This is a genomic window from Pantoea sp. X-Soil-ISGK-355 (assembly GCF_059730805.1).
Genome location: NZ_AP035971.1, coordinates 937,645 through 961,901, shown reverse-complemented (window position 1 = coordinate 961,901; position 24,257 = coordinate 937,645). Strand labels below are relative to the sequence as shown.

26 protein-coding genes are annotated in these 24,257 nt (G+C 55.9%); 9 read left to right on the top strand and 17 right to left on the bottom strand.

The features are described from left to right. Positions 1–114: 114 nt before the first annotated feature. Positions 115–411 (bottom strand): I78 family peptidase inhibitor, encoded by a 297-nt coding sequence (locus AC6I8J_RS04215; RefSeq protein WP_013356930.1) that lies wholly within the window; start codon positions 409–411, stop codon positions 115–117. A gap of 275 nt (positions 412–686) precedes the next feature. Beyond that, positions 687–3,290 carry a bifunctional diguanylate cyclase/phosphodiesterase gene (locus AC6I8J_RS04210; RefSeq protein ID WP_222924459.1) on the bottom strand — a complete coding sequence of 868 codons (2,604 nt, stop codon included), beginning with the start codon at positions 3,288–3,290 and terminating at the stop codon, positions 687–689. Positions 3,291–3,503: 213 nt separating this feature from the next. On the opposite strand from AC6I8J_RS04210, the gene AC6I8J_RS04205 reads away from it, so the two are divergent. The 3 genes from AC6I8J_RS04205 (at position 3,504) to AC6I8J_RS04195 (ending at position 4,829) form a co-directional block, all read left to right on the top strand. After that, entirely contained in the window at positions 3,504–4,154 is a 651-nt protein-coding gene (locus AC6I8J_RS04205) for a CPBP family intramembrane glutamic endopeptidase (RefSeq protein ID WP_161736666.1), read from the top strand. 174 nt (positions 4,155–4,328) lie between these two features. Then, entirely contained in the window at positions 4,329–4,499 is a 171-nt protein-coding gene (locus AC6I8J_RS04200) for a hypothetical protein (RefSeq protein WP_003850083.1), read from the top strand. Between the two features lie 99 nt (positions 4,500–4,598). Further along, positions 4,599–4,829, top strand: a complete 231-nt coding sequence (locus tag AC6I8J_RS04195) for a hypothetical protein (protein WP_497825118.1) — start codon at positions 4,599–4,601, stop codon at positions 4,827–4,829. 115 nt (positions 4,830–4,944) lie between these two features. Here the strand turns inward: AC6I8J_RS04195 and yniD are convergent, their stop codons facing one another. The 6 genes from yniD to AC6I8J_RS04165 all read right to left on the bottom strand — a co-directional run bounded on the left by yniD (position 4,945) and on the right by AC6I8J_RS04165 (position 10,647). Next, positions 4,945–5,052, bottom strand: coding sequence for a small membrane protein YniD (yniD, locus tag AC6I8J_RS04190; RefSeq protein ID WP_022625163.1), 108 nt, complete (start codon positions 5,050–5,052; stop codon positions 4,945–4,947). A 121-nt stretch (positions 5,053–5,173) separates the two neighbouring features. Then, on the bottom strand, positions 5,174–5,602 hold the full coding sequence (locus tag AC6I8J_RS04185) for an OsmC family protein (protein WP_161736668.1): 429 nt from the start codon (positions 5,600–5,602) through the stop codon (positions 5,174–5,176). Positions 5,603–5,659: 57 nt separating this feature from the next. Further along, complete coding sequence (gene lldD / locus AC6I8J_RS04180) at positions 5,660–6,847, bottom strand: FMN-dependent L-lactate dehydrogenase LldD (protein ID WP_150037845.1); 1,188 nt, start codon at positions 6,845–6,847, stop codon at positions 5,660–5,662. Continuing rightward, the gene (gene lldR / locus AC6I8J_RS04175; protein ID WP_497825117.1) at positions 6,847–7,620 is read right to left on the bottom strand and encodes a transcriptional regulator LldR; all 774 of its coding nucleotides are present in this window, start codon (positions 7,618–7,620) and stop codon (positions 6,847–6,849) included. Before lldR ends, lldD begins: the two co-directional genes overlap by 1 nt. Further along, complete coding sequence (gene lldP, locus AC6I8J_RS04170; protein ID WP_161736670.1) at positions 7,617–9,272, bottom strand: L-lactate permease; 1,656 nt, start codon at positions 9,270–9,272, stop codon at positions 7,617–7,619. Before lldP ends, lldR begins: the two co-directional genes overlap by 4 nt. A gap of 205 nt (positions 9,273–9,477) precedes the next feature. Further along, complete coding sequence (locus AC6I8J_RS04165; RefSeq protein ID WP_222924460.1) at positions 9,478–10,647, bottom strand: cyanate transporter; 1,170 nt, start codon at positions 10,645–10,647, stop codon at positions 9,478–9,480. 87 nt (positions 10,648–10,734) lie between these two features. Here AC6I8J_RS04165 and AC6I8J_RS04160 point away from each other — a divergent pair, with 87 nt between their 5' ends. The 3 genes from AC6I8J_RS04160 (at position 10,735) to dbpA (ending at position 15,518) form a co-directional block, all read left to right on the top strand. Beyond that, a complete protein-coding gene (locus AC6I8J_RS04160; RefSeq protein ID WP_497825116.1) occupies positions 10,735–11,595 on the top strand; it encodes a LysR family transcriptional regulator in 861 nt (286 codons plus the stop codon). Positions 11,596–11,685: 90 nt separating this feature from the next. Beyond that, a complete protein-coding gene (locus AC6I8J_RS04155) occupies positions 11,686–13,074 on the top strand; it encodes an amidohydrolase (RefSeq protein WP_497825115.1) in 1,389 nt (462 codons plus the stop codon). 1,061 nt (positions 13,075–14,135) lie between these two features. Next, positions 14,136–15,518, top strand: coding sequence for an ATP-dependent RNA helicase DbpA (gene dbpA, locus AC6I8J_RS04150; protein WP_161734465.1), 1,383 nt, complete (start codon positions 14,136–14,138; stop codon positions 15,516–15,518). A gap of 35 nt (positions 15,519–15,553) precedes the next feature. Here the strand turns inward: dbpA and AC6I8J_RS04145 are convergent, their stop codons facing one another. After that, on the bottom strand, positions 15,554–15,946 hold the full coding sequence (locus tag AC6I8J_RS04145; RefSeq protein ID WP_161734468.1) for a YgiW/YdeI family stress tolerance OB fold protein: 393 nt from the start codon (positions 15,944–15,946) through the stop codon (positions 15,554–15,556). 167 nt (positions 15,947–16,113) lie between these two features. Here AC6I8J_RS04145 and AC6I8J_RS04140 point away from each other — a divergent pair, with 167 nt between their 5' ends. From AC6I8J_RS04140 to AC6I8J_RS04130, 3 genes are all read left to right on the top strand, one after another. After that, a complete protein-coding gene (locus tag AC6I8J_RS04140; RefSeq protein ID WP_013356916.1) occupies positions 16,114–17,076 on the top strand; it encodes a chemotaxis protein in 963 nt (320 codons plus the stop codon). Positions 17,077–17,156: 80 nt separating this feature from the next. Next, positions 17,157–17,306 carry a hypothetical protein gene (locus tag AC6I8J_RS04135; RefSeq protein WP_202604978.1) on the top strand — a complete coding sequence of 50 codons (150 nt, stop codon included), beginning with the start codon at positions 17,157–17,159 and terminating at the stop codon, positions 17,304–17,306. A gap of 302 nt (positions 17,307–17,608) precedes the next feature. Then, on the top strand, positions 17,609–19,186 hold the full coding sequence (locus AC6I8J_RS04130; RefSeq protein WP_497825114.1) for a methyl-accepting chemotaxis protein: 1,578 nt from the start codon (positions 17,609–17,611) through the stop codon (positions 19,184–19,186). 226 nt (positions 19,187–19,412) lie between these two features. Here AC6I8J_RS04130 and ymcF read toward each other — a convergent pair whose 3' ends face one another. The 8 genes from ymcF to AC6I8J_RS04090 all read right to left on the bottom strand — a co-directional run bounded on the left by ymcF (position 19,413) and on the right by AC6I8J_RS04090 (position 24,222). Continuing rightward, the gene (gene ymcF / locus AC6I8J_RS04125) at positions 19,413–19,583 is read right to left on the bottom strand and encodes a cold shock small protein YmcF (RefSeq protein ID WP_098053076.1); all 171 of its coding nucleotides are present in this window, start codon (positions 19,581–19,583) and stop codon (positions 19,413–19,415) included. A gap of 3 nt (positions 19,584–19,586) precedes the next feature. Then, positions 19,587–19,799 (bottom strand): transcription antiterminator/RNA stability regulator CspE, encoded by a 213-nt coding sequence (gene cspE, locus AC6I8J_RS04120; protein ID WP_003854408.1) that lies wholly within the window; start codon positions 19,797–19,799, stop codon positions 19,587–19,589. Between the two features lie 300 nt (positions 19,800–20,099). Then, complete coding sequence (locus AC6I8J_RS04115; RefSeq protein WP_237566711.1) at positions 20,100–20,435, bottom strand: Ivy family c-type lysozyme inhibitor; 336 nt, start codon at positions 20,433–20,435, stop codon at positions 20,100–20,102. A 243-nt stretch (positions 20,436–20,678) separates the two neighbouring features. Continuing rightward, the gene (locus AC6I8J_RS04110; RefSeq protein WP_161734474.1) at positions 20,679–22,433 is read right to left on the bottom strand and encodes a putative phage tail protein; all 1,755 of its coding nucleotides are present in this window, start codon (positions 22,431–22,433) and stop codon (positions 20,679–20,681) included. 204 nt (positions 22,434–22,637) lie between these two features. Next, the gene (locus tag AC6I8J_RS04105; RefSeq protein WP_161734475.1) at positions 22,638–22,931 is read right to left on the bottom strand and encodes a hypothetical protein; all 294 of its coding nucleotides are present in this window, start codon (positions 22,929–22,931) and stop codon (positions 22,638–22,640) included. Beyond that, positions 22,928–23,275, bottom strand: a complete 348-nt coding sequence (locus tag AC6I8J_RS04100; protein WP_497825113.1) for a DUF7940 domain-containing protein — start codon at positions 23,273–23,275, stop codon at positions 22,928–22,930. Before AC6I8J_RS04100 ends, AC6I8J_RS04105 begins: the two co-directional genes overlap by 4 nt. Further along, positions 23,272–23,739 carry a glycoside hydrolase family protein gene (locus AC6I8J_RS04095; RefSeq protein WP_013356911.1) on the bottom strand — a complete coding sequence of 156 codons (468 nt, stop codon included), beginning with the start codon at positions 23,737–23,739 and terminating at the stop codon, positions 23,272–23,274. The genes AC6I8J_RS04100 and AC6I8J_RS04095 overlap by 4 nt, the downstream gene beginning before the upstream one ends. Positions 23,740–23,943: 204 nt before the next feature. Then, positions 23,944–24,222 carry a transcriptional antitermination N peptide gene (locus AC6I8J_RS04090; protein ID WP_161734479.1) on the bottom strand — a complete coding sequence of 93 codons (279 nt, stop codon included), beginning with the start codon at positions 24,220–24,222 and terminating at the stop codon, positions 23,944–23,946. Positions 24,223–24,257 lie beyond the last annotated feature (35 nt).

Sequence of the window (24,257 nt, the reverse complement as noted above, 5' to 3'; positions counted from 1 at the left end):
CCCGCCGGGGCGGGAATAAACAAGACGAGCACTATTTATTGTGTGACGAGGAAGTTTCTTAAACGCGCTGCTATCCTCGCCTGCCGTTATGACAAGCCTATGACAGACCGGCCGTCAGCCACAATAAACTGAGCTGATATTGCCATTTTTATCGGCCAGGAAGTTAAGCCGGTTAAGGTTGAAATCCATGGTGACCGCAGAATTATAGGGGATTGGACGCACCTGCTGTTCAAAGTGTTGACCCTGAAGCACGGTTAACGGTTTGCCGACATAGTTCTGAAACTGAGAGGCACCGCAGCGGTCGGCTTCAGGATCCTGCGGCACACTGGCGGTGTCAGGTTTACTGGCAGACTGACAGGCGGTTAATGCAAACAGACCCACTACCAGCAGCCCTTTTCCATAAAATTTCACGTTTGTTCTCCTGTTGGACGTGTAAAACCTGCCCCAAGAGTAGCAAAGCGTGCCTGCTGACCAGAAGCCGGAAAAGGTAAAGTTGTTACAGTGAGCGCGGATCCGGGTGTCCCACAGACTCTCTTTTTAAGATTAATCGCACTCACTGCCTAAAAAAACCACAGTGAGCCGCTACACTATCTTAAGACTATTCTTACCCCTGTGGAGGTCATGATGGAACTGATTATTTTTGTTGTCTGCGCAATGCTGATGACCGCCGTGGCGGTCAAAGTCCGTTAAACCGGCTCAGCCTGATTCTGCGTTGTTCTTTCCAGAAGCGTACTGAATGCAGCCAGCGGCATCGGCCGACCGAGGAAGTAGCCTTGCCCCTCTTCGCACGAGAGCTGTTTTAGCTGGTTCAGCTGCGCTTCTGTCTCAATTCCCTCCGCCGTGATCGTCAGGGCGAAGGCGCGTGCCAGCGCAATAATGCCCGCCACCACCGATTGCGCCTGCTGCGACTCCGGGAAATCTTTCATCCAGGAGCGATCAATCTTCAGACCGTTAAACGGGAATGTCTTCAGATAGCCCAGCGCGGCATAGCCGGTGCCAAAATCGTCGACGGTTAACCTTACCCCCAGCGACCGTAAGCCCTGCATTACCTCCAGCGCATGCTGTGGATGTTCAAAGGTGACATTCTCCGTGATCTCCAGCTCCAGCCTTGTCGCTGGCAGACCACTTTTCGCCAGCGCATCTGCCACCCGTTGCACCAGATCGCTGGTGCGAAACTCCATCGGCGAAATATTGACTGACACATAGCGATCGCCACCCCAGCCCAGCGCATCCTGGCAGGCACGCATCAGAACCCAGTCGCTGATAGTGGCGATCAGACCACTCTCTTCCGCCAGCGGAATAAAGTGGTCTGGCGTAATCCACTGATCCGGGGCAATCTGCCAGCGAATCAGCGCTTCAGCGCCGGCCAGCTGACCGGTCAGCAGCTGATAACGGGGCTGATAGTGCAGACGGAATTCATTAGTAGTCAGTGCTTTCTCAATGCGCCGCGCCATTTCACGCTTATCTTCGCGCTGGCTCGCCATTTCATTGGCGTACCAGACCCACTGATTACGTCCCGCATCGCGTGCTTCATTCAGTGCGATATCTGCCATCTGCAACAGCGCTTCCGGATGGCTGGCATCCTGTGGCGCACAGGCAATGCCCATGCTGATGGTGAGATAGTGGACATGCTGACCGGTGCTGACTGGCTGCTGAACCTCGTGCACCAGCTGAGCACAACGCTGATCGATCCGCTCACGGTTCGTTTCCCGCAACACCAGTACAAATTCATCACCGCTCAGCCGCGCCACCAGCTCCTGCGGGCCGATACAGTGCTTCAGACGCTGCGCTATCTGGCTCAGTACCTCATCGCCCGCCGCATGACCCCAGGTTTCATTAATTGGCCGGAACTGATCGAGATCGAGGGTAATCAGCGTCAGCGGCGCAGCGCCATCAGGCAGCGCAAGGTGCAGCGTCAGAAACTCCAGCAGCTGCACGCGGTTCGACAGACCGGTTAAAACGTCGTGACGCGACAGAAACTGAATGCGTGCCTCTGCTTCCATGCCCTGGGTGATGTCCGATACCGTGCCGCGAAATCCGATACGTCGCGCATCATGCCAGATGGTTTTCGCCACCAGTTGACCGATGCGGCGGTGACCCTGTGCGGACATAAACTGACAGCGCAGCGGCATCTGTTGCTCTTCCGCCTCCTGCCGCAGCAGCCAGGCGACCAGTGAATGGCTGGGATGGGTCAGCAAGTGATCGATGTGACGTCCCAGCCAGTGTGTGATGTCGTGGCCGGTAAGGGTATGAAAGCGCGCGGACAGATAGATCAGGCGACCCTCTTCATCCGTTTCCCAGATCCAGTCTGACGCCGCCTCAGCGAGATCGCGAAACCGCGCTTCACTGTTGGCAAGCTCCTGCTGACTGATTGCCAGCATGGCAAAGCGGCGGTCAGAGAGAATCGCATTGGAGAGCGCATGGCGGCTGACGCGATGAGTAATGATGCCGATGATGATCGCCGTCAGCAGCAGCAGTGGCAGCAGCAACCCGATCAGGCCCATGCCCGGCATTTTTGACGTCCAGCGCAGCACAATCGGCTCGCCGCCTGGCAACGGTAGTACCATTCGCGGTTCATGCAGGGCATCCTCTTCACTGGCGGGCAGACGCAGTTCGCGTATATCCAGCGTCGCGCCCAGCGCCTGTAATTTGGCGGGTGTAAACAGATTCACGAACACCATGATTGATGCAGGCCCGGCCATGGGCGGCACGTTCGGCAGTTTACCGCTGCTGATAGGTGCGGCCACCACAATCGCGGGCAGATGGTTGATCAGCGCATTGCGGGTCATCGCTTTATTATTGAGCTGACGCGCTGCCGCAATTAGCGTCCGTGTCTCATGACCCAGCCAGGCTTCCAGTGGCGTATCCGCCATCTGCCCATTAATCACGCTGTAGGTGGTGTGACCTTTGCTGTCGACCACGAACACGCCTTCATAGTGATACTCTTCGTAAAGACCCGGTCCGAAGTTCTCTTCGTCAAACGCCCAGACTTTGTTCACCCTGACATGGAGATTGCGCCAGGCTTCTCCCCAGAAGGCATAATCCCGGATATCGGTGACCATCGCCTCCTGACGATTTTGCCACGTCTGCTGCATCAGCATGCGGTCATGCTCAACCGATGCGCTGTTCTGACGCTGTGCAATCATCAGTACCATCAGCATCGAGAGCACCAGCACACCAGACAGCAGCAGCGAAAGCGTACGCAGGCTGCGCCGCGTAAAGCGGACAGTGCGATCTTCAGCGGCATGTCTGAATGGTGGCGACGGCGGCGCCGGAGGGTTAAAAGTCATTAAGAGTGCTCACTACACAGCCAGGGATTAAGATCACAGGCCTGCAATACAACATGCGTTGCTGGCCAGATTAGTTTCATCAGTTATCGGCCCGGGCGCTCCGGTGTTTAGTCTGCGGCTAACATTTTGCGCTTAAATAATGTGTAACAGGCTCACTCGACAGCGATCGGGTGCATTGCTACTATGCGCTTACCTTCGCTGGCTGAGTCGCCTATGAACACCAATTCCGACAGAGTGACCCTGACGCTGTTCTACGTCGGCAGCTTTGTGGTCTATTACCTGGTTACCATGCTGATCACGCTGTTCCCTAATTACAGCGTGCTGCGTAATGACGGCCTGCTGGTGCCCGTACTCTGCCTGTTTGAATTTGCTGTTATCTACCCGCTTTATCGCTTTTACTGCCAGCGTCGTACTGATTTGCCGCTGGGTGAGCTTTACACGCTGCAAACCCTGCTGTTTACCGGCGCGCTGTTTTTGTTGATGGCAGCACAGATGCAGTTCATGCAGCCGGAAGGCTGGCTGGTGATGCAGGCCCAGCAGGGACGCAATTCGCTGTTGATCCTGCTGCTGACCGCCGTACTGCTGGCGCCGGTGTTTGAAGAGGTGCTGTTCCGCGGTTTCCTGTTACAGGGTTTTCTGCTGTGGGCGCCGCGCAGCCGTTTCGCCTGCATGCTGCTGACCTCACTGCTGTTTGCGGTGATGCATACACAGTATGTGCACTGGCAGACCCTTATCGCTCTGACGCTGTTTTCGCTGCTGCTCTGCTATGCGCGGCTGCGGAGTAACAGTCTGGCGCTGCCCATCTTCCTGCACACCCTGAATAACCTGATTGCGCTGCTGCCCGCCTGGTATTTTGCTGGCTGACTCCCTGCCAGCGTCCTCGTCTTACCCAGCCCTCATCCTGCCGCAGGCCGCTGCCTGGCAGCGTCATAGCTCACACTGACAATGCCGCCCCGTCACGTTTGTCTATACTGGATGTTAAAAAGGGATAAAAAGCACCACAGTCCGGACCACCAGACCGTGTAAAGGAGAGGATCTATGTTGATAGGATTTGTGTTGTTAGTGAGCGCGTGTGGCTACGATGCCTGCGAAGCGCTGCCGGTCTCGGAGCGCATCTATCCGACGAAGGTGGACTGTGAAACGATGGCAAACCGTATTCATAAAGTCAGACCGAATGTGGTACTGCTTTGTGGTGAGGTCCATCGCTGATTCAGGACCAGATTCAATAAAGCAGGGCTGCAACATTGCAAGCTGGCGCTTTAACGTACAAAATATAAGCTGTTGTTAACCTTTACCGTAGTGAATCCCATGAAAACATCACGCCCCCGTCGTCCTGGTGGACGCTGGGTTTACTATATTTTGTATGATGGCATTCTGTGGCCCTGCCCCGTCCGATGGGAGTGGGAGAGCAGCTATGGCGGCTGGTTGCCATTTTACTACACGCCAACCTTTGAGTTTTTGGTGGGTGATCCGCGTAAGGCTTATCGTATTGCGCGCAGCGATGTGCGGACTAAACGGCGCGAGGATGCTTTTGTCTGAGGGCGATTATCGCCACGGCAGCCATGAGGCTGTGAGCAGAAAATGAACCGCTTCCAGTACGATAATTACCATCACTAAGATGCCCAGCGAGTGGCGACTCATCCACTTCATCGGCTCAGGCCCAGATCATCGCAGCCCAGCGGATCAGCAGCAGCGCGCCGCAAATGCACAGCAGAACCAACACCATCTTCCAGTACTTTTTGGCCGCCCGGTATCTTGTCACCTCGGTTTCCCCTCTGTCAGAAAGCGAAGATGCGCCAGAAGGCGCATCTGTTCCGGTCAGCAACAGGACCGGGAGGCATAGCATAACGTCGGGGCCACCAAAAGGCGACCCGTTGCCGGCATCAATTGTTCAGGGTGTAATCCAGCGTAATTTCCGCGTTCAGTACCTGAGAAACCGGGCAGCCCGCTTTGGCTTTGTTGATGATTTCGTCGAAGGCCGACTCATCAATGCCAGGCAGAGAAATCGTGCTGGTCAGCGCCACTTTAGTGATGGCAAAGCCGTCGCCTTTTTTATCCAGTGACACGTCAGCCGTGGTATCAATGCTTTCCGGCGTATGACCTGCATTGCCCAGCATCAGCGACAGTGCCATAGAGAAACAGGCCGCATGCGCTGCACCAATCAGCTCTTCCGGGTTGGTGCCTTTGCCGCCTTCAAAACGGGTATTAAAGCCATAAGGCTGCTGGCTCAGCACGCCGCTCTCGGTGCTAACGGTGCCTTTGCCTTTGATATTGCCTTCCCAGTGCGCCGAACCTTTCTTATGAATAGTCATGTCATTCCTCCTGTGGGTAAAGAAGCTAAGTATAGACAACACATTCATTTTCGCAGGCTAACTCACGGCGCGAGGACGTGACACGGTGCTTGTTGGTGTCAGCAGCGCCTCCGCCTGCACCAGCGAATCGCGGGTAATTTCACTTATCGATTTTGCGCCGGTCAGCGTCATGGCCACGCGCATCTCTTTCTCAATCAGGTTCAGCAGGTTTTCCACGCCACGCTGTCCGTGAGTCGCCAGCGCATAGATAAACGCCCGTCCCAGCAGCACGCTGTCTGCGCCCAGCGCAATCATCCGTACTACATCCAGTCCGTTACGAATGCCGCTGTCCGCCAGAATAGTGATGTCACCTTTGACCGCATCGGCAATCGCTGGCAGCGCACGGGCTGAGGAGAGTACGCCATCCAGCTGGCGTCCACCGTGATTCGAGACCACGATGCCATCAGCGCCAAAACGCACCGCATCCCGTGCATCTTCCGGATCGAGAATGCCCTTGATCACCATCGGCCCGTCCCAGAACTCGCGGATCCACTCCAGATCTTTCCAACTGATGGAAGGATCAAAGTTGTTCGCCAGCCAGCCAATATAATCTTCCAGCCCGGTCGGCTTGCCGAGATAGGCGGAGATGTTTCCCAGATCGTGCGGACGGCCCTGCAGACCCACATCCAGCGCCCACTGTGGATGGGTGACCGCCTGCCAGTAACGACGCAGCGCCGCGTGATTGCCGCTCATCCCGGAGTGCGCATCGCGATAGCGCGCACCCGGCGTCGGCATATCCACGGTAAACACCAGCGTTGAGCAACCGGCGGCTTTGGCCCGCTCCAGCGCATTGCGCATAAAGCCGCGGTCACGCAGCACATAAAGCTGGAACCACATCGGACGGTTGATCTGCGGAGCTACCTCTTCAATCGGGCAGACCGAAACCGTCGACAGGGTAAACGGAATGCCTTTCAGGGCGGCCGCGCGCGCCGCCTGCACTTCGCCGCGACGGGCATACATGCCACACAGGCCGACCGGTGCCAGCGCAACCGGCATCGACAGGGTTTCATTAAATAATTTCGTTTCGAGGCTCAGTTCCGACATGTTCTTCAGAATGCGCTGGCGCAGCGCCACGTCAGAAAGGTCCTCCACGTTGCGACGCAGGGTGTGCTCGGCGTAAGCACCGCCATCAAGATAGTGAAACAGGAATGGCGGCAGGATACGTTGCGCGGCGGCGCGATAGTCACTGGCAGCTGAGATAATCATCAGTCAGATTCCTTTGGGTTGCGTGTGTCGTTATCCGGTAAGCGGGTGATGCGCGCCTGGCGCGCTTCATCTTCATGGAGGCTTTTCAGGGTGGTGTGGACAAAGCCCAGATGCTGCATCGCCGCCTGACGGGCCGCGTCGGCGTCGCCCACGAGGATCGCATCCAGCAGTGCCCGATGCTGCTCCGTCAGGCGGGCGAAAATATCTGGCTGGGTATACATGCGCTGACGACTCTGCATCACCGACGACTGCAGCAGCTCGAAAAAGCCGCGCATGGTCTGCAGCAGCACTACATTGTGCGACGCCTCGGCAATCGCCAGATGGAAGCGCACATCTGCCTGGGCAGCGAGGTCGGGATCGTCACTCTCTTTCAGCTTCAGGGTGGCGTCAAAGGCGTACTGCAGCTTCTCTTTGTCGGCGTCAGTAGCCCGCAATGCCGCATGCCAGGCGGTGCTGGCCTCAATGGCATGGCGCGCTTCCAGAATGTCGTAGCGGTAGTCGGGATCGTCGCGCAGCAGCTGCCGAATCGGTTCGACGATGCGCTGTTCCGACCAGGGTGCCAGCTGCTGACGAATCCAGGTGCCGCCGCCGCGCCGGCTAATCAGCATGCCGCTGCTGATTAGCTGCTGTATCGCTTCACGCAGCGAAGATCGCGAGACGCCGAGTTCAGCAGAGAGCTGGCGCTCGGCGGGCAGACGCATGCCCGGCTCAAGCTGATGTTCGGTGATATAGGTCCGCAGGCGTGTCACCAGCGGATCGGCAGTGTTGCTCATGGGATCATCCAGGGGAAGACATAGGCCTGAAGCGTGGTAATCACACCCACCATACAGGTGAAAATCAGGCTGTGTTTAACCGTAAACCGGAACAGGTCGGACTCTTTCCCCACCAGCCCGACCGCTGCACAGGCGATAGCGATCGACTGCGGCGAGATCATCTTACCCGTCACGCCACCGGTGGTGTTGGCCGCCACCAGCAGAATATCGGAAACGCCGATCTGTTGGGCGGTGGTGGCCTGTAACGCGGCGAAAAGCGCATTTGATGAGGTATCTGATCCTGTCAGGAAGACGCCCAGCCAGCCCAGAAACGGCGAGAAGAAGGTAAATGCGTGACCGGTATGCGCCAGCGCCAGGGCAAGCGTGGCAGAGAGGCCGGAGTAGTTGGAGATAAACGCAAAGGCCAGTACCATCCCGATGGAATAGATCGGCAGCGCCAGCTCTTTCAGCGTTTCTCCAAAGGTCTGCAGCGCCGCCTTTGGCTTCATACGCAGGAACAGCATCGCCATAATCGCCGCAATTAAAATCGCGGTGCCGGTCGCAGAGACCAGATCCAGCTTATAGATCGCCGGATAAGGGGTCGCACTGCTGACCACCGGCGGCATCCGCGCCACCAGTTCATGCAGCATCGGCACCGGCATAGCCAGCACCCACTCATAGAGCGCACCGCCTTTGGCGAAAAGCGCTTTAAACGGTGGGATACTCCAGAGCGTGACGGTAGCGGTGAGAAACAGGAATGGCATCCAGGCGCGGATCACCTGCCCCAGCCGATACTTCTGCGGTGGCAGCAACGGAGCACCCTGTTTCGCCTCTGCATCGGCAAAGCGGAAGATGCGCACCGGCTTCCAGACCCTCAGGAAAAGCGTCAGCGAAATCAGCGAGGCGAGCGACGAGATAATATCGGGCAGCTCCGGACCCAGGAAGTTGGAGCTGAGGAACTGGGCAAGGGCAAACGAGCCACCTGCCACGACCACCGCCGGCCAGGTCTCTTTCACGCCGCGCCAGCCATCCATGATCGCCATAATCCAGAACAGCACAATCAGGGTGAGCAGCGGCAGCTGGCGTCCGGCCATCTGGCCGATGGCAAAACTGTCGAGCCCGGTTACCTGCCCCGCCACAATAATCGGGATTCCCATCGCGCCAAAGGCCACCGGCGCGGTATTCACAATCAGGCAGAGCCCGGCGGCGTAGAGCGGATTAAAGCCGAGTCCCACCAGCAGCGCGGCGGTAATCGCCACCGGCGCACCAAAGCCCGCAGCCCCCTCCAGAAACGCCCCGAACGAGAAGCCGACAATCAGCATCTGCAGACGCTGATCGGGCGTAATCGACAGGATAGAGGCACGGATAATGTCGAACTGGCCGGTTTTGACTGAGATCTTGTAGACGAACACCGCGGCGACAATAATCCAGGCAATCGGCCACAAGCCATAGAGAAAGCCATACACCACGGCGGCCAGCGCCTGTGCAACCGGCATCTGATAGAGAAACAGCGCCACCAGCAGCGCCAGCACCACGGTGGTGGTGGCCGCCAGGTAGCCTTTCATCTTCAGCTTAATCAGCGCAAAGAAGAAAAAGAGAATCGGGATCAGTGCGATCAGGCTTGAAAGCCAGATATTACCCAGCGGATCGTAGTTTTGTTGCCAGATCTGCATGCCAGTATCTCCAGAGGAAAAGGTGACGTGGCACGCAGCCGCAGCGCTGGTGCCATCTGCCCCGGATTGGTCAGACCAAACCGCTGTGTCGGGGCTTATGGCAACAGATAGTTAACGCATTGTTAACCTGTGGCAACAAAAGATGCGCGAATTTTCCCGGAGTGTGAACCAGAGAAAAATATTGCCGGGATTGGTCGGACCAAAATCAGGGATTGGTATCCCGAAAGGCGCGCTGATAGCTGTGCGGATGAAAACGCAGATTAAGCGCAATCAGCAGCAGCGTGATCGTCGCCTGCAGAATCCAGACGCTGGTGAAATTTCCGGTGAGCGCATGCAGCTGACCGGCGATAAACGGCATGCTGCCCGCGATAATAAAGCCGACGCCCTGCATAAAAGCCACCAGCCGCGCGCCAGCCTGCGGCTGCTCCAGATGATCCAGCGCCAGCACCAGCGTCAGCGGAAATGCCCCGCCCAGCCCGAAGCCCGCCATCCCTGCCCAAAGCCACGGTGCCAGTTGTGGCGCAAACAGGAAACCGAGCATGCCGCTGAACTGCATCAATAGTGTCAGCAGCAGCAGCGGACGGCGATCGCGGCCCCGCGCCAGCAAGGGCAACAGCAGCGCACCCGTGACCTGACAGCCGATCATCATGCCAAGCAGTGAACCGCCCGCCTGCGCGCTCCAGCCGAGTTGATGATAAAAATCGGGCAGCCAGGCGACACAGATGGCATATCCGCCGTTCACCAGACCGAAGCTCAACGCCAGCGTCCAGGCGCGGGTTTTTCGCCACAGCGAAGGCAGAGCGGCGGACTCCGTCCGGGCTGCACGTGGGGTGGTGATAAACAGCCAGAGCAGGATGGCCAGCACCACCGGCAGCGCCCAGCTGCTCAGTGCGCCCTGCCAGCCAAGCTGCCCATTCAGCCACGGCGAGATCGCCGCGCCAATCCCACCGCCGCCCATCAGCGCCGCTGCCCACAGTCCGGTCACGCCGGCACTGCGGCCGCCAAATCGCTGACGGATCAATCCCGGCATCGCCATCTGCACGATGCCAATGCCCGCTCCTCCCGGCACAGTACTCAGCACCAGCCCGCCTCCGTCAGCCACAAACAGCCGACTCACCAGCGCCAGCAACAGCAGCAACAGGCCACCCAGCAGCAGTTTACGCACCGTAAAGCGCTGCATCAGCGGGGCGCTGACTAACGCAATGGCACCCATCATCATCATCGGCACCGCAGGCAAGAGCGATGCCGCCAGTGGCGACAGACCGATGCTCTGCCGCAGCTCGCCGAGTAACGGACTGACCGAGGTCATCAGCGGTCGCATATTGAGCCCGGCCAGCACCAGCGCCGCCAGCAGCAGGTTGTTCTCTCTCTTCATATAAAATCTACGCTATTAAAAGTTGCCAGCCTGGCAGCAGTCGTTACTATCTGGAAATGAAATATTACTCTGCCAGGTAGTGGAAAAATGAATCGTCAGCCGATGTTTACTCCGCAACAGCTGCTCAGCTTTGTCGCGGTGTGCGAAACCGCCAGCTTTACCCGCGCCGCCGACCGGGTGCACCTGTCGCAGTCCACCGTCAGCCAGCAGGTGCGGCGGCTGGAGGAGATGGTCGGCAAAGAGCTGCTGGTCCGCTCCTCGCATCAGGTGCAGATCACCGAGGAGGGCGAAAAACTTTTAGGCTACGCCCGGCGAATTATTGCCCTGAACGGGGAAGCGCACGATGTGCTGAGTGACCAGTGGCGCGATGGCGTGCTGCGCCTTGGCGTGCCGGAAGATTTCGCCGCGCCCACGGCCGGTCTGCTGGCGCACTTCAGTCGCGACCATCCGCAGCTGCGGCTGGACGTGATGAGCGGCATGCAGGTGGAGCTGCGTCGCGCCTGGCAGCGTGAAGAGCTCGACATCATGCTGATTAAACAGCCCGCTGGCGAGCGTCCGCTGGCGTCGCGTCCTGAACCCCTGCTGTGGCTCGATAGCGCAGAATGGCCCTGCTTTGAGCAGACGCCGGTACCGCTGGTGCTGTTTCCCCAGTTGGGGCTCTATCGCGATGAGGTCTGTCAGACGCTTGATGCGCTGGGTCGAAGCTGGCGCATAGGTTACAGCAGCGCCAGCCTGGTCGCGCTGGCCGCCGCCAGTGCACAGGGGCTGGGTCTGACGTTACTGCCTGCCAGCTGCCGCCTGCCGGCACATCGGGTATTAGGTCCTGAACAGGGTCTGCCGGTGATTGATACCTTTGAACTGGCGTTGTTCTGCCGTCATCCGCATGATCCGCTGCAACGTGAACTGGCAGCGTCACTGGCGGCGTTTGGCAAGCTGCGTTGGCAGTGAGATAGCGAATAGCCATCAGTGGAAAATAACGCAGCAGAGTGAAGCGTCGTTTGTCAGATTAAAGCCTTGTTCTCTTTGCAGGAGCCTCTGATGCCTATTTCCTCTTCGCCGAGTCGCCGTGATTTCCTGGGGCAAAGCGTTCGCTGGACCGCTGCAGGCGGCTTGCTGGCCGCCGGTCTCGGTCAGGTCAGTGCCGCCATTCCCCCATCGTTGTCCGCCATCAATCCCGACCAGGCCGCCACTCTGCCCCGGCAGGATCACTATCTGCTGCGCAATGTGCGACTGGAAGAGGGCTTTATCCGCGAAGATGACGCCGTCGTCGCGACCCGGACCGGTCTTTACGACATCAGCGTGCGCGACGGCAAAATTGACCAGCTGACCTCTGCGGGCCAGGGTGACAGCACGCTGCCGTCGTGGGATGCGCAGGAGGCGCTGCTGCTGCCCGCTACGCAGGACATGCATATCCATCTCGATAAAACCTTCTACGGCGGTCCGTGGCAGGCTCCACGTCCACGTCAGGGCAAAACCATCATGGATATGATTGCGCGCGAGCAGGTACTGATTCCGCAGCTGCTGCCGCACTCGCAGGCCCGCGCCGAAGGATTGATCGCCCTGCTGCATGCCAAAGGCACCACCCGCGCGCGTAGCCATTGCAATATCGACCCGGTCAGTGGCCTGAAAAGTCTGGAACATCTGCAGGCGGCATTAGCCCGTCATCCCGCCTTTGCGTGCGAGATCGTTGCCTTCCCGCAGCACGGTCTGCTGCACTCGCAGGTTGATGGCTTGATGCGTGAGGCGATGCAGCACGGCGTTGAGTATGTCGGCGGACTGGATCCTACTAACGTGGATGGCGCGATGGAGAAGTCGCTGGATGCCATGTTTCAGATTGCGCTCGACTATCAGCGCGGCGTGGATATTCATCTGCATGAAACCTCACCGGCTGGCGTGGCGGCGATTCAGTATATGGTTGACACCGTTGCGAAGACTCCGGCGCTGAAAGGCAAAGTGACGCTGAGCCACGGTTTTGCGCTGGCGACGCTCACCGGCAGTGCGCTGGATAAAATGATTGAAGGGCTGGCGGAGCAGCAGTTCAGCGTCGCTTCCACCTTGCCGATTGGCAAGCTCGCTATGCCAGTTCCACAGTTGCAGGCGGCGGGAATTAAAGTGATGACCGGCACCGACAGCGTGATCGATCACTGGTCTCCGTTTGGCACCGGCAGCATGCTGGAAAAAGCGAATCTCTATGCACAGCTCTATCGCGGTTCAGATGAGTTCTCGCTGTCGCGGGCGCTGGCCATCGCCACAGACGATCGGCTGCCGCTCTCTGCTCAGGGCGAACGTCAGTGGCCTGCGCCGGGCGATGAAGCGAGCATGATGCTGGTAGCAGCGAGCTGTTCTGCCGAAGCCGTGGCACGCATGTCACCGGTAGTCGCGACCTTCTCGCGCGGTAAACCGGTATTTGCGCTGGCATCGACCTGAAACAGCAGGGCTGCGGACAAAAACGCCGGGAGCGTTTTTGAACAACGCAACGCGTTGGCCCGGAAGGGCGCATCTCAGGGATGAGATGCGTACTAAAAACGCCGGGAGCGTTTTTGAACAACGCAACGCGTTGGCCCGGAAGGGCGCATCTCAGGGATGAGATGCGTACTAAAAACGCCGGGAGCGTTTTTGAACAACGCAACGCGTTGGCCCGGCTACGGGCGCACCTCAGGGATGAGGTGCGTAATCGCCCGCGCTGAGCCTTCTCAGCAAATGCGGAGAGATCGAGCCGGCTCCGGCCCGGTTACAGACGATCACCTTACCTAAAGCGCCGGGAGCCAGTACCCGCCCCACAACGCAAACCCACTCCCCCAAAAACAACAGAGCCTCCACAAGGGAGGCTCTGCATTTACCTGAGCGGAGTGCGGGTTACGCGCTTTTGGCCCATTGATTATTCGACATTAGTTCCATTGCCAGCGCGTATAAGCGACGATCTTCCTGATCACAGGGCTCATCTTCCGCATAACAGCCGATCATGGATGCGATTTTATCCGCAGATAAACTCTCTCCATGAACATGCAGTGTCAGTACGGCGCGGCCTACTATTTTAAGCACATTTTCATGTGGTCCCTGGATGCTATTACTCAATGCAAATACCCTCTACCGGTCGTTGTACCAGGAATATGGCGCGATAAATATAAAGCAATTAGATCAGGATTTTTATCGGCACTAGTGGTGATATTTTTTAATGATTAATTCTATTACTGGAGTCATAGTTAAGGATTTGTCTGATTAACAATGAAATATTTTTTTAAAAACGGTCACTTATAAAATAATCATTGGTATTAACCGATCGTCAATCCGGAACACCTTCGTTAAGCCGGCATTAATCTATAAAAATAAACCACCTTTTTTCAGTAAACTTCAGCTTATTCCTAAGCGTACCGGCAGATATAGTTGCATACTGCTAACCATCGAGGTTCCCGTTGCTGTCAGGCGTGCTTTCTGCCAGACTTGCCCCGCAATAATGCCCTACACTTTCAGCCTCAGAGGCCGCGCCCGTGACCGCTTTTTCTACCCTCAATTCGCTTCCCGATAGCCAGCTCGATAACCTGCGCGAGATGGGCTACACCAGCATGACGCCCGTGCAGGCCGCTACGCTGCCCGCCATTCTGCAGGGACGCGACGTGCGCGCGCAGGCGAAAACCGGCAGCGGTAAAACGGCTGCCTTTGGTATTGGTTTACTGCACCATATCGACAGCACCCGCTTTCAGACGCAGGCACTGATCCTCTGTCCGACCCGTGAACTGGCGGATCAGGTAGGCAATGTCCTGCGCCAGCTGGCGCGCTTCACCCGCAACATCAAAGTCCTCACCCTGTGTGGCGGACAGCCGATGAGCGCACAGCGTGATTCACTGGTGCATCCACCGCATATCGTGGTTGGCACGCCGGGTCGTATCCTCGACCACATCAATCGTGAGAACCTCAAGCTCGACCAGCTCAACACGCTGGTACTGGATGAGGCGGATCGGATGCTGGAGATGGGTTTCCTCAATGATATGGAAACCATCATTGAAGCGACGCCTGCCTCGCGCCAGACGCTGCTCTTCTCCGCCACCTGGCCCGACGGCATCACAGCCATCAGCACCCGCTTCCAGCGTGATGCGCTGAGCGTCGTCACTGAAGATGTCAGTGAACTCCCGTCAATCGACCAGCAGTTCTTTGAAGCCAGTCACAATGAAAAACTGGGTCTGCTCATCGCACTGCTCGGCGATCGCCAGCCTTCATCCTGCGTGGTCTTCTGCAACACTAAACGTGAATGTGACGATGTCGCCGCGGCGCTTAACGCGCGTGATATCAGTGCTCTGCCACTGCATGGTGATCTTGAGCAGCGCGATCGTGAACGTGTGCTGATCCGCTTCGCGAACGGCAGCGGTCGCGTGCTGGTCGCTACCGATGTCGCTGCGCGCGGACTCGACATCAAATCGCTGGCGATGGTAGTCAACTATCAGCTCGCATGGGATCCTGAAGTCCATCTCCACCGCATCGGTCGTACGGCGCGGGCAGGCGAACATGGCGTTGCCGTCAGCCTGGTCGCGGCTGATGAAATGGCGCGCGCGCACGCGCTGGAAGATTTTCTGCAGCAGAAGCTGCCGTGGGTCTCGGCCAGCACGCTGAAAAAGGGCAGCAGCAAGCCACTGCCTGCCGCCATGATGACGCTATGCATTGATGGTGGCCGTAAAGCCAAGATACGTCCGGGAGATATTCTGGGTGCACTGACCGGTGAAGCAGGTTATCGCGCTGAGCAGATCGGGAAAATTGTTCTGACCCCGACCCATGCCTATGTAGCGATTGAGGCAAATCAGGCCAAAGCGGCACTGGTGAAACTTAAGCAGGGCAAAATCAAAGGTAAAACCTGTCGGGCGATTCTGCTGAAAGACTAAGAAAAAAGGGCAAGGTTATGACCTCGCCCTTTTTGTTATGGCTCTTCGATGCGGGACACATGCAGCGTGGTTTTATCCCCTTTGCCCTGTACCTTACCACTGACGCGCACTTTGTCTTCAGCGGTGTAGGTTTTACCATCAAAGGTTTTCTTTGGGGCGATAATGGGTAACGTGCCGGTGTTGTCACGGAACTGATACCGCTCGCCCTGCTCTTTCTTCAAAATGTAACCTTCCAGCGTCACATACCCGCCCTGACGGAAATCGCGGATCTGATCGATGTGGGTCTGACCGGTATCTTCCGAACCTTTATAGCCGGCATCCTGCTTGTGTTGCGGCGGCGGCGTATCACCAGCTTTGTATCCGCCCTCTTCAGCTGAAACGCCCGCGCTCATCATCACCAGCAACGACGCTAAAATCACTTTTTTCATTTCACACTCCTTTATTGGAAAGGTGTCCATGTTGAACCTTCAGGGTTAAGCCTGGCACAATAATTGGCATCCGTTTTATTTCACCCTTCTCTTCTCACCTTTTTCCGTTTGCTGCCGATAACCTGTTCACACCCTATTTCACCAGCTGCGTTAATGCAGAGGCAACCATGGATAATTTTCAAAAAGAGATCGATGAAAGAGCGAACCTCGCGTTATCGAACAAGTTTGAGCTGCTGCTGTTTCGCTTAGGTTCCGATCAGCTGAAAGGCAAGTCTGAACTGTTTGGCATTAACGTCTTCAAGCTGCGTGAAATTGTACCGATGCCGACCATCACTAAAGCCGCGGGCATGCGTTCGCCGCTGCTGGGTATGGCGAGTATTCGTGGTCAGTTCATTCCGGTGATCGACCTGCCAGCGGTAGCCGGCTGTGTACCTGAAACCGGTCTTAACCTGCTGCTGGTGACCGAGTATGCCCGTAACACCCAGGCGTTTGCCGTGGAGTCAGTAGAGAACATCGTGCGCCTCGACTGGAGCCAGGTGCATACCGCCGAAGCCGGTATCGGTGGCCGCAATATTACCAGCATCGCCTGCCTGGACAGCGACAAGCAGAGCAACGAGCTGGCGATGGTGCTGGACGTTGAACAGATTCTGTATGACATCATCCCTTCAGTGCGCGGCGTTGAACCGGAAGCGGCCAGACCGCGTGCCTTCAACTATCGCCCTGGTGCGGTCGCCATTGTGGCAGAAGATTCCAAAGTGGCGCGTCAGCTGCTGGAACAGGGCCTGAAGAGCATGGGCATTCCGGCGCTGATGTTTAACACCGGTCTGGAAGCCTGGGAAAAAATTAAGCTGATGAGCCAGGAAGCACAGGCCGCGGGAGAGTCGATTCACGACAAAATTGCGCTGGTCCTGACCGATCTGGAGATGCCAGAGATGGATGGCTTTACGCTGACCCGCAACATCAAGCGGGACCCGATTCTCAAGGTTCTGCCGGTCGTCATTCACTCCTCACTCTCTGGCAGCGCCAACGAAGATCATGTGCGCAAAGTGGGTGCCGACGGTTATGTGGCGAAGTTTGAACTGAATGAGCTGTCAGACGTGATTTTCAACGTTCTCGACACTGCCCGCTAAACAAATCCGGGCCGCAAAGAATGCCCGGTATGTTTTTACTTTTTAGCCAGCAAAATAGCTGGCCTGACCAGGAACCGACTATGCACATTGAAACTTTACCTGTTACACCGGCACCTGCTACCCCTGCTCCTCAGAAAGCACTGCGTGGCCGTTTACGCCAGCTGGCCTGGATTACCGCCGTCACGTTAAGTGTCGCATTCTGGACAGGCCTCTACTTCTTAGTTTTCTGAATCCGGTCATGCTTGTCTGGATCGGGCCGTCAGCACTCCTGCTGACGGCCCTTTTTTTTGCCTGCGCTTCCCCCTTTGTTTATTTGTTAACCTTTTCTGAAGCTTTTCAGTGACTATTTATTCACGCACCGTTATTACTTAAAAATTATTAAAGGTACATGTTCGTATTCCGATAACTGTATGCGCGAGATCACCTTTTTGCCTGCGGCTGTGACCACAGACATCAGCAAGGCACTGCGCACAACAGCAGAGAACCTGAGCGTTGCTAACAAATTGATTAATAATAAAACGGGGAAGAAAACATGTTCAGTATCAAGAATATGAAGGTGGGAATGCGGCTCGCAGCAGCCTTCGGTATTATTGTGACCTTACTGATAGTGATTGGCGTAACATCCATTACCAGAATTAACAGTATTAATACCGCGATCTCATCGATCGTTGACGATCGCTATGTAAAAGTACGACTGGCATTTGATGTGCGCGATGGCGTCAACGATCAGATCAAATACCTGCGCGGCATGGTGATCGACACAACACGCCCGGAAATGAATGTGAAGCGTTATGGTCAGCTTGATGAAGCGACGCAACGCACTAACATCGCGATGAAAAAGATTGAGGATATCCAGGTCACGCCCGTAGGTAAGAAAAAGATCGCCGGTCTGCTGGCCTCTTCTCAGGCGTTTGAGAAGGTTAAAGCTGAGTTGATCACCCTGATTAAAGCAGGCGATTTTGATGCTGCCAGCATCTATGTCCTGAAATCGATGACCGCTACACAGAATAAGTTTCTTCAGGATGCGGTGAATTTTGCCAACTCACAGGATTCCCAGCTGCGCAGTGAAGGCCAGGGTATTGTGGAAAATGGACAGTCAGCCATCACCATCACCCTGATTTTCTCCGCGCTGGCCATTCTGGCCGCGATTATGCTGGGCTACTTCCTGACCCGCTCTATTGTCCGTCCACTGGTTGCAGCGGTTGACGTTGCTGAACGTGTTGCCGCGGGCGATCTGAGTACCCAGATGCAGGTAACCTCGCGTGATGAAACCGGCGTCCTGATGCAGGCGCTGCAGCGCATGAACGATAACCTGCTGTCGATTGTGACTGAAGTACGCACCGGCTCCGACACTATCGCGGTCGCCTCTAATCAGATCTCCAGCGGTAACCTTGACCTCTCAACCCGCACTGAGCAACAGGCCAGTTCGCTGGAAGAGACCGCCTCTGCCATGGAGCAGATGACGTCGACCGTGAAACACAATGCCGACAATGCGCGTGAAGCTAATCACCTGGTATCGACGACGTCCAGCGTAGCGCGTGAAGGTGGCGTGGTCATGGAGAAAGTGATCGAGAAGATGGAAGCGATCGCGCTCTCCTCACGCAAAATTGTCGATATCATCAGCGTCATCGACTCCATCGCCTTCCAGACCAATATTCTGTCACTGAATGCCGCCGTTGAAGCTGCGCGTGCGGGTGAACAGGGTCGCGGCTTTGCGGTGGTTGCGAGTGAAGTGCGTAATCTGGCACAGCGCTCAGCCTCCGCGGCCAAAGAGATTAAGGTCCTGATTGAAGATTCGGTCGCTAAAGTCGATGAAGGCAGCAAACTGGTAACCCATGCGGGTTCGACCATCGGTGAGGTGGTGAACAGCGTGCAGAGCGTGGCGAATATCATGAGCGAAATCACCATTGCCAGCAGCGAGCAGAGCAGCGGTATCAATGAGATCAATCAGGCGATTACCCAGATGGAAGCGGTAACGCAGCAGAACGCCGCGCTGGTTCAGGAAGCGTCAGCCGCTTCACAGGCACTGCAGGATCAGGCTGAGCGTATGGCACAGGCAATGAGCGTGTTTAATACCGGCAAGCTCGCACTGCAACCCGTGCTTCGCTGATTCCCTTTAATGGCCTGCTCCGGCGGGCCTTTTCAGATCGGTGACAGTAAACGAACAGGTTACAGATGGTTGACCAAAAAGTTGCGCAGGGAAGCTAAGGTATTCCGGGGGTTATAGAAGAAAGGATTAGGGATTGCGGATGGAAACAGCAGAAACAAAAAAGGCTGCCAGAGGCAGCCTTTTATTACTGTAAATGCAACAACGCTATAAAGCTCACTAGCCTTTATCAGAGAGCGCGAAGCTGGCTCTGAATTGCAATCCTCGCCGCGTTCACCTGAACAACGACAGATTTGCAGAAAATGCATTTCGCTCCATGCGGGTTGGCTCTTGTAACATCAAAATGTGATGTACGAAACTGTGAGCCATTACAGTGAGGACATTTAAAAGTAATTTTCAGTCCTTAGAGACCAACAACGTTCGCAGCAGCTGGGCCTTTGGCGCCATTTTCTACTGTGAATTCAACTTGCTGACCTTCGTCTAATGAACGGAAATCGGTGCCCTGGATTGCAGAGAAATGTACGAATACATCTTTGCTGCCGTCTGCAGGAGAGATGAAACCGAAGCCTTTCTCTGCGTTAAACCATTTAACGGTACCGCGAATTTTGTTAGACATGCTTAAATCCTTAATATATCGAGCCTTCCGGCATAATGGCCTGAGAACAGATTTTAATCAGAACGTAAGAGAAGACTCAAAAAGAAGGGATGTCTCGCGACAAACTTAGAGATGAGAACTGCTTTGGTTACTTACTTTGATAGTGTCTGTTAATCAAACCGACAATTCATTAGGCCACACTTCACCAGGCGACGCAAGCCGTAATTAAAATTAAACTCAAATAGCGTTGCCCGAAAGCCGCACAGCGACGTTGCTATGTTACAGCCTGCTCTGCCCCACACTGCGGCCTGAAAGAAAAGATCACTCTGCTACGTCACCCTCCAGCCGCCTAAACAGCACGTTTCGCATCTTTGCCTCATCTGCTGGAGTGAGATTAAGCCAGGTCAGCGTCTGACGATCTCTTTTCTGATCGTAGTCAGAGTAAACACCATGAATCTCCCCTTTCTCCGGAGAGTAAAGGAGAGCAATAGATTGTGCCGGACAGTTGTGTGGCTTACAGCCGGAGAGTAGCTGCCAGGTTTCACCCTGGAGGGTAACTGTACTGGCCGGTGTACTGGTTCCGCCCTGCTTAACCCAGGCAGGGAAATCATGTCCGGCGATAAGCTGGTGATACGCCTGGCTGGTCTGTTTATTCATTATGAAATCAGAAAGATAAGTCTGATTTGCAGCATTTACTAACATTGGCATGCCAGCTAATACTGCTACCAGTAAACCTTTATTCATCGCGCGCCCCTCTTACCCCTGAGTTTTGCCTGTGTTAAACAGGACATTATCGGCTTTGCCACTGTTTGTCAGGTGGGGAACACTTGCCATTGAAGCTTCAGAGAGGCAAATCAAAAAAAGGGCGAGGCCGGAGCCTCGCCCAAAACATGCCGAACATCAATCGTAGTAAGGAACCTTGCGGTCAACGCCGTTGATATTGATCAGCACAAAACCGGTTGGCGCGGTTTTATTGGTCGGTGTACCCGCCGCAGTAGCGAGCGTAACGACCCCTTTTTCATTGGCACCGATGCCCGCCAGTCCATTGTGCATGCCGAAGCGTGCAGCGGGTTTCAGAGTGCCAACTTTGGTAATGTCCGTCACCACCGACATATCGGACTGGAACAACGAGCAGGAGCCGGTATCGAAGCGGGTCGGACCGGTCGTCTTCAGGTTGAACATGGTCTCGCCACTGCTGGCTTTCAGCTTGACCCATACCGCTGCATAGGTGGTTCCTACCCGGCTATAACGGATGTCCAGCACGGAAGGCTGCCCCATGTGGTAAGCATCCGCCCAGACCGTTTCCAGCCGCTGCAGGTTGATCAGCGTTTTACCGGTAGCAGGCATATTTACGGGTGAAGCGGCGGTGCCGGACGGCGTAGTGGCATCCGCTTTCCCGATCAACTCCATCACCCATTGCTGGTTAGGCGCCGGGAAAAAGAGCTGCCCCAGCCGATACCAGTTATCGGTATCGGTGTTGTTCACCACTTTATAGCCGCTGTAATAGCCGGCACGCAGCGAACCCGTCATGAACGTGCCGAAGTTCTCATCCCGACGATAGCCATATTCAAAGGTCGATAACCACTTACTTCCGGCCAGATCATTGGTAATTTTCGCCCCCGCCTGCAGGTTAATCTGACGCATCACCACGCGGGCATTGTTAAGATTGAATGGTGCGGCACAATCCTCAATGTTGAGCGTATCAATGGTCCACCCACCATCCGACAGGTCTCCCGGGTTGGTCGTGTGCTCAATCCAGACGTTTCGCATGATACCCTGCGTGACGCGCGGCATGTAGAGTGTGGCGTCGCCATAGCCCGACTGGAAGTTGGCATTACACAGCTCAATGGCGGTTGAGTGGTCCCAGTTCCCCTTCGGTGTGTTTGACCAGCCGATATCAAACACCCGTGAATAGGTCGAGGAGCTGTAAATCTGATCGAACTTACTGTCGAGCGTATCCTGCAGCTTAAAGACGGTTCCACCGGTACTTTGCGCCTTGAAGCAGAAGATATTGACGATCTGGCCGCCGACAATCGTATTTTCGAAGAACGGCTGCACGTTGCTGCACTGTTCAGGCGTAACGGTGACTTTTTGAGTGGTGTCGACAGTCCCGGCATTAGCTTGTCCGTGCCAGCAGATGCCTTTGATGACGATTTTGCGTGCATTAACCTTAAACACCGCACTCGCGCTTTTATCAGAGACAATGGTGGTGCGCGGTGACGATCCGAGTTCGATATCATCACCTGCCAGACCAAAAAACGGCAACTCTGTATCGCTGATATCAATGGGTGAAATCAGGAAGCGGCCCCCCGGAAAACGCACCGGCATCGCTTTCGCATAGGCGTTATAGGACTGCGTCCATGCCAGCATCCGCTTAAAGGCTTCAGTGTCATCGGTCACGCCATCCCCTCTCGCGCCAAAGTGCAGAACATTCACTTCAGTAGGGTCATTGATGGTGCGCTTCCAGTAGAAACCGTTACCCACTGCCACCGTACCGCCATCATCTTTCAGCGTAGTAGTGGAGAGAAAACCAACAAAGTCAGCACCGCCACGGAAGCTGGAGTCTTTGTCGTAATAGCGTTTCAGGCTCGCGACTTCACCTGATTTTGGCGGGACCGTGGTACGCAGTTCAGCAAAAGAGTTAACTTCGATCATAGAATCCTCCTCAGGATCAATGTGATATCGCGCTGATTGTCAGCGCACTACTTAGCCGCAGCCGGATGGCCGCAAAGGGTGTCCCACATATCGTTGTGGGTATTGATGGCGCGCACTGTCCTGACGTCCATTTTTTGCGCGTCATCGCCGTAGGTATAAAGAGGGGAAAAAAGTACGCAGGCAGAGTCGGTGATCGCCACCGGCTCAGGGTTTGTGGTATTTCGACTGCTGCAGCTTGTCGCGAGCAGCAGCGTCATCAAGACTGTGGTTATCGGTCGCCACACGGTTAGCCTCCTCGCGGTTATGTTGTTGTTGCTGCGCCACCGCGCTGACGCGGGACGCCTCCTGTTGTGCGTTATCGACGTCAGATCGCGCTTTTTGCTGCACTTTGCCGATTTTCCTGCCGCCGAAATAAGTGGCGCCCAGTGCAGCAATAACGCCTGCCAGTGCAGCAAGCCAGTGCCAGCTGCCGCCCAGTAAGGTGGTAATCAGAGTCATGGTTTCGCTCCTTCAGCCTGCTCCTTCGCGTTGAGCAGGTTTTTCTGACGAACAAACTGTGCAATCACCCCCATCGCCACCATAAATGCGCCCACCAGCCCCAGGTAGTCGTGCGGCAGAATCGTTTTCACGTCCTCCGGCAGTACGCTCCAGGCATCAACGACAGCAGAAGGAAACGACTGCGCCCAGGCGCTGAGCATCGAACCCAGTGACGCGAGCCAGACGGACCAGGTTTTGAAGAGGAGCCGGGCATGAGAGACAAACTGCAGGGTAGTGAAGCGCTGTAAGAGCAGCAGGATGACGATCGCCGCCAGCACGGCAACGAGAAACATAAGCCATCTCATAGCAGCCCCCTGTAAACCGCATAGGTTCCGCTGCGCATCATCTCCGCATGACGTCGGGCGCGGCCCGGTGTCTGGCGGGCCCAAAGGCTGTTCATCATCGCGTCAGCCGCTTCATTGAACTGTTCAGCCGCGATGGCGGTAAGCATGTTTTTAAACTGCATAACGCCTTCGACGCCCAGTTGATACGTCATGCTCAGCAACACATCCGTTCGGGCGTCATTACACTTCGCCAGCGCATTACGCAGCAGATCCCTGCCCTGCATCTCCTGAACTTTGTTTTCAAGAATGCACTGCTTCCAGACGTCCCCGACGCGCCGCGGCACGCGGAAAGTGTAATTACTCAGTGATGCCCCCTTAGGTCCGATGCGGATACCGCCTGCCACCGTGGGAAAGCCCAGCGTGTCGAGGTAAGGCGTGTCGACATACCCCTCTTCAAAATTCAGCACTGCAATTATCTGGCTCATAACGACTCCTTAATGACGGGTTAAAGCAATTCACCATTGTGAAAAGAAATACATAACGCCTGCTGATCATTACCCGTTCAGGCGCAGCAAGAGGCCTTACTGACCCTGCAGCAAAACTGAACAGTAATTCAGCACATTGCGTCCAGTGAGAGCTGGAGATAACGAAGAGTTAGCCGGAACGGAAAAGCATGCTGTCTTCGCGCTTCAGCTCACGACGTAGAGATGAACGTGGGGAAGACAGCAATTGTCGAAACTGGGTGTTTCCTGACTGGTGACGCGGGGTGCGGTGATTGCGCGATCAACACGCGGGGCGACCTGACGCTGGCAGATTTGCTCTGCACGTCTCAGGACAGGGGGTTCAGTTGGAAAGTTAAGGGCCTGGTCGATGCTCTGAGTCAGGCTGCTGAGAGGTTGGCGCCGCCGATGGCGACGAGTACGTGCGTTGCCCACAAAAACGCTTTTGCCATAGTGAATTATCGCCATAACTCCTCCTGTGAATGAGTCTTTGGCGATGGGGT

What these genes read in the sequence shown, in the direction of transcription:
- AC6I8J_RS04210 (WP_222924459.1), bottom strand. Translation starts at nt 3,290, where the DNA reads ATGACTTTTAACCCTCCGGCGCCGCCGTCGCCACCATTCAGACATGCC.
- AC6I8J_RS04205 (WP_161736666.1), top strand. Translation starts at nt 3,504, where the DNA reads ATGAACACCAATTCCGACAGAGTGACCCTGACGCTGTTCTACGTCGGC.
- AC6I8J_RS04200 (WP_003850083.1), top strand. Translation starts at nt 4,329, where the DNA reads ATGTTGATAGGATTTGTGTTGTTAGTGAGCGCGTGTGGCTACGATGCC.
- AC6I8J_RS04195 (WP_497825118.1), top strand. Translation starts at nt 4,599, where the DNA reads ATGAAAACATCACGCCCCCGTCGTCCTGGTGGACGCTGGGTTTACTAT.
- AC6I8J_RS04185 (WP_161736668.1), bottom strand. Translation starts at nt 5,602, where the DNA reads ATGACTATTCATAAGAAAGGTTCGGCGCACTGGGAAGGCAATATCAAA.
- lldD (WP_150037845.1), bottom strand. Translation starts at nt 6,847, where the DNA reads ATGATTATCTCAGCTGCCAGTGACTATCGCGCCGCCGCGCAACGTATC.
- lldR (WP_497825117.1), bottom strand. Translation starts at nt 7,620, where the DNA reads ATGAGCAACACTGCCGATCCGCTGGTGACACGCCTGCGGACCTATATC.
- lldP (WP_161736670.1), bottom strand. Translation starts at nt 9,272, where the DNA reads ATGCAGATCTGGCAACAAAACTACGATCCGCTGGGTAATATCTGGCTT.
- AC6I8J_RS04165 (WP_222924460.1), bottom strand. Translation starts at nt 10,647, where the DNA reads ATGAAGAGAGAGAACAACCTGCTGCTGGCGGCGCTGGTGCTGGCCGGG.
- AC6I8J_RS04160 (WP_497825116.1), top strand. Translation starts at nt 10,735, where the DNA reads ATGAATCGTCAGCCGATGTTTACTCCGCAACAGCTGCTCAGCTTTGTC.
- AC6I8J_RS04155 (WP_497825115.1), top strand. Translation starts at nt 11,686, where the DNA reads ATGCCTATTTCCTCTTCGCCGAGTCGCCGTGATTTCCTGGGGCAAAGC.
- AC6I8J_RS04145 (WP_161734468.1), bottom strand. Translation starts at nt 15,946, where the DNA reads ATGAAAAAAGTGATTTTAGCGTCGTTGCTGGTGATGATGAGCGCGGGC.
- AC6I8J_RS04140 (WP_013356916.1), top strand. Translation starts at nt 16,114, where the DNA reads ATGGATAATTTTCAAAAAGAGATCGATGAAAGAGCGAACCTCGCGTTA.
- AC6I8J_RS04135 (WP_202604978.1), top strand. Translation starts at nt 17,157, where the DNA reads ATGCACATTGAAACTTTACCTGTTACACCGGCACCTGCTACCCCTGCT.
- AC6I8J_RS04130 (WP_497825114.1), top strand. Translation starts at nt 17,609, where the DNA reads ATGTTCAGTATCAAGAATATGAAGGTGGGAATGCGGCTCGCAGCAGCC.
- cspE (WP_003854408.1), bottom strand. Translation starts at nt 19,799, where the DNA reads ATGTCTAACAAAATTCGCGGTACCGTTAAATGGTTTAACGCAGAGAAA.
- AC6I8J_RS04115 (WP_237566711.1), bottom strand. Translation starts at nt 20,435, where the DNA reads ATGAATAAACAGACCAGCCAGGCGTATCACCAGCTTATCGCCGGACAT.
- AC6I8J_RS04110 (WP_161734474.1), bottom strand. Translation starts at nt 22,433, where the DNA reads ATGATCGAAGTTAACTCTTTTGCTGAACTGCGTACCACGGTCCCGCCA.
- AC6I8J_RS04105 (WP_161734475.1), bottom strand. Translation starts at nt 22,931, where the DNA reads ATGACTCTGATTACCACCTTACTGGGCGGCAGCTGGCACTGGCTTGCT.
- AC6I8J_RS04100 (WP_497825113.1), bottom strand. Translation starts at nt 23,275, where the DNA reads ATGAGATGGCTTATGTTTCTCGTTGCCGTGCTGGCGGCGATCGTCATC.
- AC6I8J_RS04095 (WP_013356911.1), bottom strand. Translation starts at nt 23,739, where the DNA reads ATGAGCCAGATAATTGCAGTGCTGAATTTTGAAGAGGGGTATGTCGAC.
- AC6I8J_RS04090 (WP_161734479.1), bottom strand. Translation starts at nt 24,222, where the DNA reads ATGGCGATAATTCACTATGGCAAAAGCGTTTTTGTGGGCAACGCACGT.